Source organism: Flavobacterium qiangtangense, from assembly GCF_042658345.1.
Lineage (GTDB): Bacteria > Bacteroidota > Bacteroidia > Flavobacteriales > Flavobacteriaceae > Flavobacterium > Flavobacterium qiangtangense.
Genome location: NZ_JBHSQB010000003.1, coordinates 373,319 through 386,880 on the forward strand (window position 1 = coordinate 373,319; position 13,562 = coordinate 386,880).

The 13,562-nt window shown below is 40.1% G+C and carries 13 protein-coding genes; 8 read left to right on the top strand and 5 right to left on the bottom strand.

All coding sequences use genetic code 11. The annotated features are described in order from the left end of the window. Positions 1 to 11: 11 nt before the first annotated feature. From ACFPVY_RS01750 to ACFPVY_RS01770, 5 genes are all read right to left on the bottom strand, one after another. Positions 12 to 1,406: an alginate export family protein gene (locus ACFPVY_RS01750; RefSeq protein WP_379789972.1), complete on the bottom strand. Its 1,395-nt coding sequence runs from the start codon at positions 1,404 to 1,406 to the stop codon at positions 12 to 14. Positions 1,407 to 1,426: 20 nt separating this feature from the next. Next, positions 1,427 to 2,059, bottom strand: a complete 633-nt coding sequence (locus ACFPVY_RS01755; RefSeq protein ID WP_379789973.1) for a hydrolase — start codon at positions 2,057 to 2,059, stop codon at positions 1,427 to 1,429. Between the two features lie 200 nt (positions 2,060 to 2,259). Then, on the bottom strand, positions 2,260 to 2,571 hold the full coding sequence (locus ACFPVY_RS01760; protein ID WP_379789974.1) for a phosphoribosylpyrophosphate synthetase: 312 nt from the start codon (positions 2,569 to 2,571) through the stop codon (positions 2,260 to 2,262). Between the two features lie 53 nt (positions 2,572 to 2,624). Continuing rightward, positions 2,625 to 3,560 carry an alpha/beta fold hydrolase gene (locus ACFPVY_RS01765; RefSeq protein ID WP_379789975.1) on the bottom strand — a complete coding sequence of 312 codons (936 nt, stop codon included), beginning with the start codon at positions 3,558 to 3,560 and terminating at the stop codon, positions 2,625 to 2,627. Positions 3,561 to 3,630: 70 nt separating this feature from the next. Then, positions 3,631 to 4,626, bottom strand: coding sequence for an alpha/beta hydrolase (locus ACFPVY_RS01770; RefSeq protein WP_379789976.1), 996 nt, complete (start codon positions 4,624 to 4,626; stop codon positions 3,631 to 3,633). Positions 4,627 to 4,961: 335 nt separating this feature from the next. Between ACFPVY_RS01770 and ACFPVY_RS01775 the strand changes: the two genes are divergently transcribed. The 8 genes from ACFPVY_RS01775 to ACFPVY_RS01810 all read left to right on the top strand — a co-directional run bounded on the left by ACFPVY_RS01775 (position 4,962) and on the right by ACFPVY_RS01810 (position 13,554). Beyond that, entirely contained in the window at positions 4,962 to 5,429 is a 468-nt protein-coding gene (locus ACFPVY_RS01775; RefSeq protein ID WP_379789977.1) for a (2Fe-2S)-binding protein, read from the top strand. A 17-nt stretch (positions 5,430 to 5,446) separates the two neighbouring features. Then, positions 5,447 to 6,088, top strand: a complete 642-nt coding sequence (locus ACFPVY_RS01780; protein WP_379789978.1) for a hypothetical protein — start codon at positions 5,447 to 5,449, stop codon at positions 6,086 to 6,088. Between the two features lie 16 nt (positions 6,089 to 6,104). Beyond that, entirely contained in the window at positions 6,105 to 8,276 is a 2,172-nt protein-coding gene (locus ACFPVY_RS01785; RefSeq protein WP_379789979.1) for a molybdopterin cofactor-binding domain-containing protein, read from the top strand. 155 nt (positions 8,277 to 8,431) lie between these two features. Further along, positions 8,432 to 9,661 carry a PQQ-dependent sugar dehydrogenase gene (locus ACFPVY_RS01790; protein ID WP_379789980.1) on the top strand — a complete coding sequence of 410 codons (1,230 nt, stop codon included), beginning with the start codon at positions 8,432 to 8,434 and terminating at the stop codon, positions 9,659 to 9,661. Between the two features lie 24 nt (positions 9,662 to 9,685). Next, a complete protein-coding gene (locus tag ACFPVY_RS01795; protein ID WP_379789981.1) occupies positions 9,686 to 10,801 on the top strand; it encodes an XdhC family protein in 1,116 nt (371 codons plus the stop codon). A 10-nt stretch (positions 10,802 to 10,811) separates the two neighbouring features. After that, positions 10,812 to 11,792 (top strand): GTP 3',8-cyclase MoaA, encoded by a 981-nt coding sequence (moaA, locus tag ACFPVY_RS01800; RefSeq protein ID WP_379789982.1) that lies wholly within the window; start codon positions 10,812 to 10,814, stop codon positions 11,790 to 11,792. Continuing rightward, positions 11,792 to 12,379, top strand: coding sequence for a nucleotidyltransferase family protein (locus ACFPVY_RS01805; protein WP_379789983.1), 588 nt, complete (start codon positions 11,792 to 11,794; stop codon positions 12,377 to 12,379). Before moaA ends, ACFPVY_RS01805 begins: the two co-directional genes overlap by 1 nt. Next, positions 12,376 to 13,554 (top strand): molybdopterin molybdotransferase MoeA, encoded by a 1,179-nt coding sequence (locus ACFPVY_RS01810; protein ID WP_379789984.1) that lies wholly within the window; start codon positions 12,376 to 12,378, stop codon positions 13,552 to 13,554. The genes ACFPVY_RS01805 and ACFPVY_RS01810 overlap by 4 nt, the downstream gene beginning before the upstream one ends. The last annotated feature ends 8 nt before the right edge of the window (positions 13,555 to 13,562 follow it).

The window sequence follows — 13,562 nt, forward strand, 5'->3', positions numbered from 1 at the left end:
TTTAGTATTTATTAAAACTTAAGCGTAAGCCTGCTGTTGACAAACATTCCGTCCTTTGAATTCGGAATCACTTCATTGAGAAATTCTCCTGTTTTGAAGTAATGCATGCCACTTGTAAAAGCAAAATGTTTATTGAAATTGTAAGTCAAATTCGCTAAAAAGGAAGTTCCGATGTATCGTTTTTCAGAGTCATTTCCTGCGATTAAAAATTGGCCGCTTGGTCGGTAAACGCCGTCGTTGAGCGAATGTCTCCAATTGAAAATAGCATCAGTTTGAAAGGTCAAATTTGATAGTATTTCCATTGTCGCATACGGATGTAAATCGATGAGATTGACCGGACCAACTTGCGGATTCGAACCAAAATAACCGCCTCTTGGAAACAACGGATTGAACGTCTGGAGATTTCCGTCGTCTTTATTTTTATCTCCCGAAACGTAATCGCTTTTCAGATTTATCGAAGGCTTGAACTTTACATTTTTAAAGGAATAGCCCATGTCGATGGAAGCTGTCCAAGCGGTAATTGTGCCGTTTCCGAAGCTTCCGAATTGGTATGCTAATTCCAAATTATAAAGGAAACCGCCGTTGTTTTTCCAGATTCTGGTTCCAATGGTATGTCTTTTTTCTTTGGAAATTCCTTCTTCAAAAACGGCGTCATTTCTTCGGATTCCCAAATAATAAAGATCAATATTTCCTGTCTTTGAGAACTTTGTTTTGGAATATATTCCCCAAAGATTGAGTTGTTTTGACATTTTGTTATCGAAAATTCCGGTTTCCACTTCATCTTCCGTCATAGCAAAACCGTCGATAGAAAATTTAGAAGAAGCATACATTAGTTTTCCTCCGTTGAAATAAATTCGCACGTTCGGAATTTCCTGAACGGAGATCAATCTTCCTGAACCATAATCTAATTCCTGTCTTCCGGCACGAAAAATCACTTGTTTTTCTGAATTTTCCCAAATATTAATGTCAAGAAATAAATTTTGAATGTTTAGCTGATCTTCATCAATTCCTCTCGGTCCGTTTTTTCTTCCGTCTTCTAAAGCGCTTCGGATTTGGGCAAATACCCTAAAATTTTCTCCAAATTGAACATCGACGTTTAAATCATATCGTTGCAATAAAAAAGTATTGTGACCGATATTTTGCCTTCCCCAATCTTCATTGTTGAAATCCATAAATTCATAGCGCGCTTCACCTCCAAAAGAAACATGAACTTCTTTATTTTTAGAAATCGGAAGGAATTTTACATTTTCATAAAAGCTTCGGGAAGAGTCTTTTAATAATTCATAATTTTCTTCAAAACGCAACAATTTGAAATTTTGCGCAGAAGCCTGTCCGAAAGCTAAAAAAGTAAATGCCAGCAGGAATAATTTAAATTTTATCGATATGTTTTTTATAAATTTCAACATTTGAAGAAGTAGAAAAGGAATTAGTGTTGCAACATTTTGTGTGCATATTGGATTCCCAAGCCATAAGAACCGCCATATTTTTTCATCAGATTCGTCACCGGAACATACGTTTCTTGGCGTGCCCAATCTCTTTGAAGCTCTAATAAATATTGGATGGAAGTGATTGGTTTTACGCCCGCGTGAACCATTCTTTGGATCGCTCTTTCGTGCGCTTCATTGCTAACGTCGCCACAAGCATCTGTGATTACGAATACTTCATAATTTTCGTCAAGTGCTGATAATGCTGGACCGACGATGCAAACGCCTGTCCATAATCCGGCAAGAACCAGCTTTTGTTTTTTGGTTCCGGTGATCGCTTTATAGGCATTTTCATCTTCCCAAGTATTCATCGAGGTTCTGTCGATATAGCCTGAAGTCGCTTGAGGATAAAACTCTTCAATTTCTGGAAAAACGGGTCCGGCAAAACTGTCTTCGGCAACTGTGGTAACGATTGTCGGGACATTGAAAATTTTTGAAGCGCCACAAATGATTGCTACGTTGTTGCGCAATTCGCTCAGTTGGATACTGCTTGTTGCGAAAGCCATTTGGCCTTCAAAATCAATTAATACGAGAGCGTGATTTTCTGGAGATAATAAATTTACTGATGGTTTCATAAAAAATAAGTTTAGATTATTTAAGGTTTAAGCCAATGAAATGCCAAATTTGTAAGCCTTTGGTATTTTGTGTTTTAATTGTTTTTGAGGAAAATTTTATTTACGATATTTCGTAATTTTATATACTTGTTATTTTCTTTTACAAACTTAATAGGCTTGAAATTTGCTCACATTGAACTGGAACAAGAAGTGATTTGGGTTTAATAAATTGATAGCTTTTTGATCATTTCTGTAGAAATTGCATCCGCATAAATTCCAAAAGCGCTGGTCAAAACGCCTTTCGTTTCATAAGAGTCAGAACTGATTCCATACACGATATCCTCATCGCCAGGATCGGTATCGCCTTCAAAACGAAATACATAATCGATTTTAAATTCTTCAGGCGACATCGATTGCTTATTATTATTGAATCGTATGCAGTTTTCATCGAGGTTAAAATTTTCTGTAAAACCTTCTGAATTCAGCCATTGCAAAGCTTCAGTAACGGTGTCAAAAGCGGGTTGTGCGTTCATATATTTGAATTTTAAAACTGCCTGTAACCAAGTTATAGGCAGTTATAGCTATTTTATTTTTTCAAGAATTTTATAAACTCAGAGTTAAATTTATCTTTTTCCTCAAGGAAAGAAGCATGGCCGCTTTTGTCAAACACAACCAATTGTGAACCGGCAATTGCTTTGTGCATCTGTTCTGCCAAAGCAAAAGCCACGATTTTGTCTTCTTTTGCATGTAAAATCAAAGTCGGAATTTTGATTTTTGGAAGATCGCCTCGCAAATCTTCATCTCTCAATGCAATCAAGGCTTGTTCCATCGCAAAAGGTGAAGATTGCATTTCAATGCCGCCGAGCCAAGCGCCAATTCCGGGAGAAATTGATGTGGGTGACAAAGTAAATTTCTCGCCAACGGCAGCCAACAAAGCGGGTCTGTCATTGTTGTTCAGTTCGATCCATTGCGAAATATCTTCTTTGGTAAAAAGCGGATATGGATAATCTTCTTTTTTAGTGTGGCAAGGCGCTGCCGCTGAAAATAAAGCCAATTTGCTCACGTGTGCGCTGTCATATTTTGCAACATAATGCAAGGCAATTGCGCCACCCATCGAATGCCCGCCCAAAGTTGCATCTTTGATATCTAACTTGTCTAAAACAACTTTAATGTCAGCTGCAAACTGGTCATAATCATATTTTCCGTAAGGCTTGTCAGATTGTCCAAAACCTCTCAAAGTGATTCCGATAACGCGGTAGCCTTCTTTTAAAAGTGCATGATATTGGTATTCCCAAGAAGCGTCGCTCAGCGGATATCCGTGGATTAATACGACTGGCTTTCCTTCGCCAAGATCAGTAATGTGGAGTTTTACGTTTGGTTCTACTTCGATGTATTCTGCTCTTGCAGCGCCAATTTTCTCGTTATTTTCTGTTTTGCTTTCAGCCGAATTATTTTCGGTGCTGCAAGAAACAAACAATGTGGTCAGCAAAATAACGGCACTCGTACTTGATTTGATTTTCATGATATTAAAATTTTAAAAGTTGTTTTTAACCGATTTATTTCTAAAACATTCGTTTGTAAATTGGTTGGAATTAAGAAAAAAGATTCTTTTTCAAATCTGCTGCAGCATGTTCAAACAAAGATTTTACTTGAGGCAAGTGCGCCAAAGGATTTAGTAATCCAAAATCGTGAATCATTCCGTTGTAGCGAACGGTTGTGACTTCAACTCCGGCTTCGTCTAATTTTCTCCCAAAAGCTTCGCCTTCTTCACGAAGAACATCGGCTTCTGCAACTTGAATTAATGTTGGAGGGAAATTTTTCAGCAATTCTATAGAAGCATTTAGCGGCGAAGCATAAATTTGTTCTCGTTCTGCCAAATCTGTGGTGTAATTGTCATACATCCACTTCATTAAAGAGGTAGTAAGGAAGCGGTCTTCGCCGAATTGTTTATAGGTTTCTGTTTCAAAATCAGCAGCAACGATTGGCCAAAACATAATCAGTGAAGTAATTTTCGGACCGTTATTTTCTATGGATTTCAAAGCGGTTACCGCAGTCATATTACCACCAACACTGTTTCCGACTACAGAAAGTTTGCTTCCGTCAACATTGATTTCGTTTCCGTTTGCAGCAACCCATTTTGTGGCAGCATAAATTTCGTTTACGGCAACGGGATATTTTGCTTCTGGTGAAGGTGTATAATTTACAAAAACGCCGACAGCTCCAGACAAAACGACCAAGTCGCGAACCATTCTTTTGTGCGTTGGATAATCGCCTAAAACCCATCCACCGCCGTGAATAAAGATAAAAACAGGAAGTTTTTCGGTAGAACCTTTTGGTCTGACGATGTTTAATTTGATAGAAAATCCGTCTTGTGAGATGGTTTTTTCTGATTCCTCGATTCCTGAATAATCAACTTCAACTGAGTTTTGTGCTCCGACTAGAACCTGTCTCGCTTCTTCGGGAGACAAGGTTTCTAGCGGAACACCGCCAGAATTTAAAGCAGTTAAGAATTTCTTTGTTTCTGCTGAAATGGCATCATCTTCTAAAAAAGGGATGCTGTTGCTTTTAAGTGTTGTTGCTTTGCTCATGAATTTACAGTTTAATTATTTGATGTAAATCATGTAGCTAAAAAACGAGCCTTTTTTTTAAATGTCTTGTTTTGAGTTATTTATATTTTAAAGGTATTTTTTAAATTACGATATATCGTAGGTTTATGTAGACTTCAAATTAAGCAATAATTCATAATCAGTAATATTGGTAAGTAATTCAGTAATTTATATACATTTAAATATATAATTTTATGGATCTTTGAAATTATTGAAAGCCAATAAATTATTATCATTAAAATTTCAATTCTGTTTCATTAATAATTAGAATTTAGTTAATTTTATATGAAACGGTAATTTGTAAAAAAACAAAAACTATGATTTCAATGAAAGTAAACGGTCGTTCCGTTGAACTTGATGCAGATCCAAATATGCCACTTCTTTGGGCGGTAAGAGATTTGCTCGGATTGACAGGGACAAAATATGGCTGCGGTGTAGCCCAATGCGGTGCCTGCGTGGTTCATATGGACGGCGAAGCAGTTCGTTCCTGCGTGACAAAAATGAGCCGTGCCGAAGGGAAGACAATTACCACGATCGAAGGCCTTTCACCGGACAATCTGCATCCGGTGCAAAAAGCTTGGGCAGAAATTGACGTGCCGCAGTGCGGTTATTGCCATTCGGGACAGATCATGTCAGCGGCAGTTTTGCTTAGGGAAAACCCAAATCCATCTGACAGCGATATTGATGATGCAATGGCTGGAAACATTTGCAGATGTGGCACATATCCAAGGATCAGAAAAGCAATTCACATGGCCGCCGAGCTGCAAAGAAAACAGAAAGGTTAACATTCAAAAAAACGACTATGAATGAAGATTTAAAAAAAGTCGCGCCAAAAGGTGTGAGAAAATATGCTTTAGTTGCAGTATTTCTTTCGATGACGATCCTGACAGCATTCAGTTTTGCAAGAAAAAATGCGAACGACGGAAAATATGAGGCGATTCCACTTATAAATAAAGACAGCATTGAATCAGTAAAAGCATTTCAAAAAGTTTACAGTGTCTTGATGAGCCCGAGGTGTATGAATTGCCATCCATCGGGAGACATTCCTTTGCAAGGCGATGACAGTCATTTACACCAAATGTCCCCAAAAAGAGGCGTTGATGGAAAAGGCGTTTATGCTATGAAATGCGCCAACTGTCACCAATTTGAAAATACAGCGGGATTGCATTCTCCTCCGGGAAACCCAAATTGGCATTTGCCACCTGCCGATATGAAGATGGTTTTTCAAGGAAGAACGCCACATCAGCTGGCAAAACAGCTTTTAGATCCAAAACAGAATGGAAACAAAGACATCAAGAAGTTAATCGAGCATGCTGATGACGGACTCGTTTTAGCAGGATGGAATCCGGGAGAAGGGTTAAAACTGCCGCCGATGAGCCACGCTGAATTTAAGAAAGCATGGATTACTTGGCTTGAAAAAGGAGCTTATGCTCCAAAAAAATAATTTAAAGTACCAAATTATGTCAAATACCGACAATCAAAATAATTTATCAAGAAGAAACTTTTTGAGGCTTGCAGGTTTAGGAAGTACAGCCTTGTGCCTCGGACTTTACATGCCGGAAAGCGCAGAAGCCAAAGTTTTAAAAGAAGGGCAGATTTACTCAGAAAATCTGGATGTTGAGCTTTGCGCTTGGATTATCATCAATACTTCTGGTTTGGTAACCATCGTAAGCCACCGTGCCGAGATGGGTCAGGGTGCATATCATTCCATCGCACAGATCGTTGCAGAAGAATTGGAAGTAGATCTTTATGGTGTTGATATAAAATTTGCGCCAGGAGATCAAGAAAAATATGGGAACCAGGTGACCGGGGGAAGTTCGACGATCAGAACTTCTTATAAAAATCTGTTGAAATTAAGTGCCACAGCAAGAGAATTACTGATCATCGCAGCCGCTTCAAGATGGAAAGTGTTGCCTACGGATTGCTATGCTGAAATGGGACACGTGATCAACAGGAAAACAGGAAAAAAATTCCACTACGGCGAATTGGTGGAAGAAGCCTCTGGAATGAAAGCGCCTGAAAATATAAAATTGAAAAAGATATCAGAATATAAATTGATACGAAAGCCGCTCCACAGAAGAGACACGCCTTTGAAGACCAATGGCGCCGCCGTTTTTGGCTTAGACAAAAAGCTTCCGGGAATGTTATACGCGGCCGTAGAAAGAAATCCGCGCTTGAGGGGCATCGTAAAAAGCTATGATGATTCAGAAGCATTAAAAATAAAAGGCGTAAAAAGAGTTTTCAAGGTAAAAATGGGCGTACACAATACGTTCCGAGAAGGAGTAGCCGTTGTCGCAGATTCCACTTGGGCAGCCATGCAGGGCAAAAAAGCGTTGCGTATTGTTTGGGATGATTCTGGTTTTGAGCACATCAATTCGGCCACTATTTTTAAGCGACAGGAGGAATTTATAAAAACAAAAGAAGGATTGATTTTAAGCACGCAGGGAAATCCGAATGACGTTATAAAAAAGGCAAAAAAGAAATTAGACATCGTTTATCAAACTCCTTACCAAGCGCATTACTGCATGGAGCCCGTAAATTGTGTCGCACATTTTCAAGGTGATAAGGTGGAAATCTGGGGTCCGATCCAAGCCCCCGACTGGGTACAAGATTACATCAGTAAAGAACTTAAAATTGAAAGAAAATCAGTCATTGTAAACCCGACTTTTCTAGGAGGAGGTTTTGGAAGAAAGGCTTTTATGGATTATCCGCACGAAGCTACGATGATCTCAAAAGAAATGGGAACGCCGATTCAGGTAGTGTGGACGCGAGAAGACGATGCCACGCAAGGGCCTTACCGCCCGGGAATTTCTTACCGTTGCGAAGGCGTGATTGACAATGGAGAAATCAGCGCACTTAAATTCAGAATGGCAGGACAAAATAACGACCACTGGCGTGGTGGAAAAAAAGATGTGGCCAACAGAAGTACTTCTGAAGGGTTTTTGAAGCCTTATTTTGATTCTATTAAAAGCTTAAGTTTTGCTGAAGTTCCTTTTGAAACTCCAGTGCCGACTATGTGGTGGCGTTCGGTATATGCTTCCACCAACGGATTTGCTTATGAAAGTTTTTTGGATGAGGTGGCTGTTGAAGCAAAAACCGATCCGTTAGATTTGAGAAGAAAATATCTGAAAGACGAGAGGAGCCAGAATCTTATTGATAAGATGGAGGCAATTTCTGGCTGGAAAAACAGAAAGAAAAATGAAGGTTTCGGAGTTGCCATTACAGAATGTTTTAAGTCAACCGTAGGACAGATAGTGAAAGTTTCAAGAAATGCATCCGGAAAATTGAAAATTGATAAAGTTTGGGCTGTTATGGATTGCGGCTGGTACGTGAATCCAGACATTATCAGGGCTCAAGTCGAAGGGTCAATCGTTATGGGCTATGGCGCGGCGGCTTTCCATGAAGTTCATTTTGACGACGGAATGGTGGTGGAAAAAAATTTCCATTCTTATCAAATGCCAAGAATAAACGACATCCCCGAAATTGAAATCCACATAATGGAAAACGAAGAAGATGCCGGCGGTGTCGGCGAACCAGGATTGCCTGCTTTTGCTCCAGCACTGACCAACGCTATATTTGATCTTACCGGAACAAGAATTAGAAAATTGCCTTTTGACATGGCTAAAATCTAGTTTTTGGTCAATTTTAACGATAACGAAAATTACAACGCGCCATTTTTCTGAAGAAATTTTGTACCTTAGTGAAAAGCCAATATTCCCCCAAATCTAAATTTTGGCCAAATCATATTTAGAATTGAAATGATTACGTCACAAAAAATTAAAAGATTATGAGAAAGACAACCTACACCACGATTTTTTCAGCATTCATGGTAACGCTGATGGCCTGTTCCTCTGACAAAGACAATTTTTCAGAACCCTTGCCAGACGGTCCTCCAGTGGAAACTGGGGAACCAAACACAACGTATGTTCCTGCTTTTGAAGGACAGACAAGAGCCAACGGAGCCACAACTTCTACGCCTTACTCGTCAACGATCATAACGTCCACTTTGTCATCGCCGTGGGGAATTACGAGTCTTCCAGACGGACGTCTTTTGATTACTGAAAAGGATGGGAATCTTCGAATTGTAACGCCTTCAGGTCAAGTCAGTGAACCAATTCAAGGCTTGCCAGCGGTTAATAATAGCGGACAAGGTGGCTTATTAGGTTTGTGCGTCGATCCTGATTTTGCTACAAATAGAATGGTATATTGGGTTTTTTCAGAAGCTATTTCTGGCGGCAATGTTACGGCTGTGGCCAAGGGAAGGCTTTCAAATAATGAAACCTTAATCGAAGCACCGACCGTAATTTATCGAGCAAATCCGGCAAACGGAAGCGATCTGCATTATGGCGGAAGAATCCTCTTTGATTCCACAGGAAATTTATTGGTCAGTACCGGCGAACGCTCCGTTCTTGAAACGCGACCTCTGGCACAATCGGTTTCGGCCGGTTTGGGTAAAATTGTAAGAATTACTACTACGGGTGCTCCGGCTTCTGGGAATCCAAATTTCAACCAGACAGGTGCCTTGCCAGAATTATACAGCATCGGACACAGAAATCCGCAAGGCTTGGCAATTCATCCCGTGACTGGAGATTTATGGCAGAGCGAACACGGACCAAGAGGTGGCGACGAAATAAATAGAGTTCAGGCTGGCGCAAATTATGGCTGGCCGACAATAACTTACGGAATCGAATATGGCGGAGAGCCGATCGGTGATGCGATTCAGCAACAAGAAGGAATGCAACAGCCGGTATATTATTGGGACCCCGTAATTTCTCCGAGCGGGATGACTTTTTACAGAGGAAATCGAGTTCCAGAATGGCAAAATAATTTATTCGTGGGTGCTTTGAGCGGCTCGCATATTGCAAGGCTGGTGATTTCCAATAACAAGGTTGTTGGTGAAGAACGACTTTTGGGACAAGAAAACCAACGATTCAGAGACATAACGCAGACTGCCGATGGCGCTTTGTATGCCGTTACCGACCAAGGGAGATTGTATAAAATAGACAAAACCAATTAGATAATTTCCAGCATAAATTCCAATATGAAAGAAATCACTGAGATATTAAAGTCTTATGCAAAGGCAAAAAAGGAAGGCAAGAAAACTGCTTTGGCAACAGTTGTCAAGGTAGAAGGTTCGTCTTACCGCCAGCCTGGAGCAAGGATGCTGGTGACCGAAGACGGAATTTTAACCGGAGCAATCAGCGGTGGATGTCTTGAAGGCGACGCGTTGCGGAAGGCGCTTTTGGCAATTAACCAGACGCAGAATAAGCTGATTACGTATGACACCAGCAATGAAGGCGATGTGGAATTCGGCGTGCAGTTGGGCTGTAACGGAATCGTTCACATCTTGTTTGAATACATAGACGATTCAAGATCAGGAAATCCGATGGAATTGCTCCAGAAGATTGCCGATGAACGCCAAGAAGCGGTGATGCTGACTTTATTTTCTTTGGGTAGAAATACGTCGCAAATCGGGACAAAATTACTGTATCGAAAGAACGAAATTCCTACCGAAAATGATTTTGGAATATTGGAAGATATTGACAATGTTTTGCTAAAAAGAGCAACAGTCATAAAAAAGATAAAGCTTGAAAATGCGGATCACGAAGCATTGATAGAATACATTGCGCCTCCAATTTCATTGATAATTGCCGGCGCTGGAAACGATGTACAGCCTGTAGTTAAAATGGCTGATTTAATGGGTTGGGAAGTAACTTTGGGTGACGGAAGGGCGGCACATTCCACAGAAAAACGTTTTCCGGAAGCCAAAAAAGTAATCGTTGCCAAACCGGAAGAATTGGTTGGAAGTACCAAAATTGATGCACAGACTTATTTTGTTCTGATGACTCATAATTACAAATACGATTTAGAAGTTTTGAAATTATTGCTAGAAACAGATTGCGTTTACATCGGAATTTTAGGTCCAAAAACCAAATTGGACAGAATGCTCGATGATTTGAAAAAAGAAGGAATTATGGTAACTGACAACCAATTAGATAAAATTTACGGCCCAATCGGTTTGGATATCGGAGCAGAAAATTCCGAAGAAATTGCGCTTTCCATAATTTCTGAAATAAAAGCGGTCATCGAAGGCAAAAAAGGAACTTCGCTGAAATATAAAATTGATAAGATTCATACTGCTGCGAACGTGGTTTAAAATATAAAAGATGATAAAGGACACTTTCGGACGCGTACACGATTATTTGCGGATTTCGCTTACAGACAACTGCAACCTGCGCTGTTTTTACTGCATGCCAGAAGAAAAATATGCTTTTGCGCCAGCTTCAAAATTGATGCAGGTCGATGAAATTGAAACCATCGCAAAATTATTTGTAGCTAATGGCGTAAAAAAAATCCGCTTGACGGGAGGAGAACCCTTGGTCAGAAAAGATGCCCCGAAGATTATAAAATCGTTAGGGAATTTAGGAATCGAGCTGGCCATAACCACCAACGGAATCCGGGTCCATGAGATGCTTGACGAACTTTTGGGAGCGAATATAAAAGCAATAAACATCAGCCTTGACACTTTACAGCCCGATAAATTTCTGAAAATCACAAGACGCGACTTATACCACCGCGTAAGAAGTAATATTGAATTATTATTACAGCATAACATCCGAGTAAAAATTAATGTTGTGGTAATGAAAGGCCTGAACGATAACGAAATTCTTGACTTTATCGCCTTGACAAAACACAATAATATCGAAGTGAGATTCATTGAATTTATGCCTTTCAGCGGCAACAAATGGACAAGCAACCAGGTTTTTACGCTGCACGAAATTTTGATGGAAGCAGCTTCAAAATACGACGCGATTCCGGTGGAACCCGAACCAAATGACACTTCAAAACGATACATGATTCCGGGCCACGTCGGTTCGTTTGCGGTAATCAGCACGATGAGCGAGCCATTTTGCGACACTTGCAACAGAATGCGATTGACTGCGGACGGAAAACTAAAAAATTGCCTTTTCAGCAAAGATGAAACCGATCTGCTTGGGGCGTTGAGACGAGGAGAAGAAATTTTGCCTTTGATACAGGAAACGATTTCGGCGAAAGCTAAAGCATTGGGCGGACAGTTCAGCGGTGTTTTCGAAAATATCGACGCTTCAAAATTAGAAAACCGAAGCATGATTACAATCGGAGGCTGATGGAAACAGGAATACTAATTTTAGCCGCAGGAAACTCCTCCAGACTTGGTCAGCCGAAACAATTGCTGCAATTTAATGGAAAAAGTTTGCTGTCTCACGTCGTGTCGCAAGCCCTTGAAATAACGCAAGCTGTTGTAATTGTCACGGGTTCGAAAAATGATGAAATTGAAAAAGAAATTCACGATTTAAAAGCTCTCGTAATGGAAAATCAAAATTGGCAAGACGGAATGGGATCTTCCATAAACGGCGGATTGAAAAAACTTCTGGATAATTTTCCAACTATTGAAACGGTCATTATCTCAGTTTGCGACCAGCCTTTTATCAAAGCTTCCGTTTTTTCAGAATTGATTTCAAAGCAAAAAGATTCTCAAAAAGGCATTGTCGCTTCCGCGTATTCAAACACGCTGGGAACTCCGGTTATATTTGCAAAAAAATATTTTCCAGAATTAATAGCACTTTCTGGAAATGAAGGCGCCAAAAAGCTTCTGGATAAATTCAAAGAAGATGTTGCCCAAATTAGTTTCGAAAAAGGGGCAATCGACATCGATACAATTGAAGACTATGAACAACTTATAAAACAAAAATGATTTCTGTAACCGAAGCAAAGCAAATTATCCAAAATTCAAGAACGCCTAAAAAAAGCGTCGTTTTGCCACTTTCTGAAGCTTTCGGTCTGGTGACTTCAACAGACGTTATCGCAACGACCGATATCCCGAATTTTGCACAATCTTCAATGGACGGCTATGCCTTAAAATATGAAGACAGGCAAACGCCACTTAAAATCATTGGCGAGATGGCGGCAGGAACTTCCAAGCAGTTAAAAATAAACAACGGTGAAGCCACAAGAATTTTCACCGGAGCGCCTTTGCCTGAAAATGCCGACACAGTCGTGATGCAGGAAAAAATACGTCTTGAAAATAATGCATTGGTTATCGAAGATGAAAATCTGCAATTCGGATTAAATGTTCGTCCAAAAGGCGCTGAGGTCAAAAAAGGCGAAGTGGCGATGGCGTCAGAAACCTATCTTTCGGCAGCGACAATTGGTTTTTTGGCAGGAATTGGATGTGTGGCAGTTTCAGTTTACGAGCCTCCAAAAATTGCAATTATCTTAACCGGAAATGAATTGCAGCAGCCGGGAAATCCGCTTGAATTCGGGCAGGTTTATGAGGCGAATTCGTTCCAATTGAAAGCCGTCTTGAACCAAATCGGAATTAAAGATATACAAGTTTTTACTGCAGAAGATAATCCCGAAGAACTTCAGAAAGTGCTGGAGAACGCGCTAAATAAAAGTGACGTAGTTTTATTAAACGGTGGCGTGAGCGTTGGCGATTATGATTTTGTGACGCAAGTGGCCAAATCGTGCGGTATTGAAGAGAAATTCCATAAAATCAAGCAAAAACCTGGAAAGCCGTTGTTTTTTGGAACAAAAGAGGACAAGCTTGTTTTCGGACTTCCGGGAAATCCTTCTTCTTCGTTGACTTGTTTTTATGAATATGTCTTGCCGGCTTTAGAAAGTGCAATGGGCTTGAATGCTGGTTTACAGGAAATAAAAGCTTCTGCAACACACGATTATCCAAAACCAATCGGCCTGACGCATTTTTTAAAAGCTTTTTATTCCGACGGAAAAGTAACACCGTTGCACGCTCAGGAATCGTTCCGACTGCATTCTTTTGCGCAGGCGAATTGCTTTATCGTTTTGCCCGAAGAATCTGCTGGTTGCAAGGCTGGTGAAAATGTTACCGTACATCTTTTGCCATTATAGCAAAAAAA

What these genes read in the sequence shown, in the direction of transcription:
- ACFPVY_RS01785 (WP_379789979.1), top strand. Translation starts at nt 6,105, where the DNA reads ATGTCAAATACCGACAATCAAAATAATTTATCAAGAAGAAACTTTTTG.
- ACFPVY_RS01770 (WP_379789976.1), bottom strand. Translation starts at nt 4,626, where the DNA reads ATGAGCAAAGCAACAACACTTAAAAGCAACAGCATCCCTTTTTTAGAA.
- ACFPVY_RS01755 (WP_379789973.1), bottom strand. Translation starts at nt 2,059, where the DNA reads ATGAAACCATCAGTAAATTTATTATCTCCAGAAAATCACGCTCTCGTA.
- ACFPVY_RS01780 (WP_379789978.1), top strand. Translation starts at nt 5,447, where the DNA reads ATGAATGAAGATTTAAAAAAAGTCGCGCCAAAAGGTGTGAGAAAATAT.
- ACFPVY_RS01805 (WP_379789983.1), top strand. Translation starts at nt 11,792, where the DNA reads ATGGAAACAGGAATACTAATTTTAGCCGCAGGAAACTCCTCCAGACTT.
- ACFPVY_RS01810 (WP_379789984.1), top strand. Translation starts at nt 12,376, where the DNA reads ATGATTTCTGTAACCGAAGCAAAGCAAATTATCCAAAATTCAAGAACG.
- ACFPVY_RS01795 (WP_379789981.1), top strand. Translation starts at nt 9,686, where the DNA reads ATGAAAGAAATCACTGAGATATTAAAGTCTTATGCAAAGGCAAAAAAG.
- ACFPVY_RS01775 (WP_379789977.1), top strand. Translation starts at nt 4,962, where the DNA reads ATGATTTCAATGAAAGTAAACGGTCGTTCCGTTGAACTTGATGCAGAT.
- moaA (WP_379789982.1), top strand. Translation starts at nt 10,812, where the DNA reads ATGATAAAGGACACTTTCGGACGCGTACACGATTATTTGCGGATTTCG.
- ACFPVY_RS01750 (WP_379789972.1), bottom strand. Translation starts at nt 1,406, where the DNA reads ATGTTGAAATTTATAAAAAACATATCGATAAAATTTAAATTATTCCTG.
- ACFPVY_RS01760 (WP_379789974.1), bottom strand. Translation starts at nt 2,571, where the DNA reads ATGAACGCACAACCCGCTTTTGACACCGTTACTGAAGCTTTGCAATGG.
- ACFPVY_RS01790 (WP_379789980.1), top strand. Translation starts at nt 8,432, where the DNA reads ATGAGAAAGACAACCTACACCACGATTTTTTCAGCATTCATGGTAACG.
- ACFPVY_RS01765 (WP_379789975.1), bottom strand. Translation starts at nt 3,560, where the DNA reads ATGAAAATCAAATCAAGTACGAGTGCCGTTATTTTGCTGACCACATTG.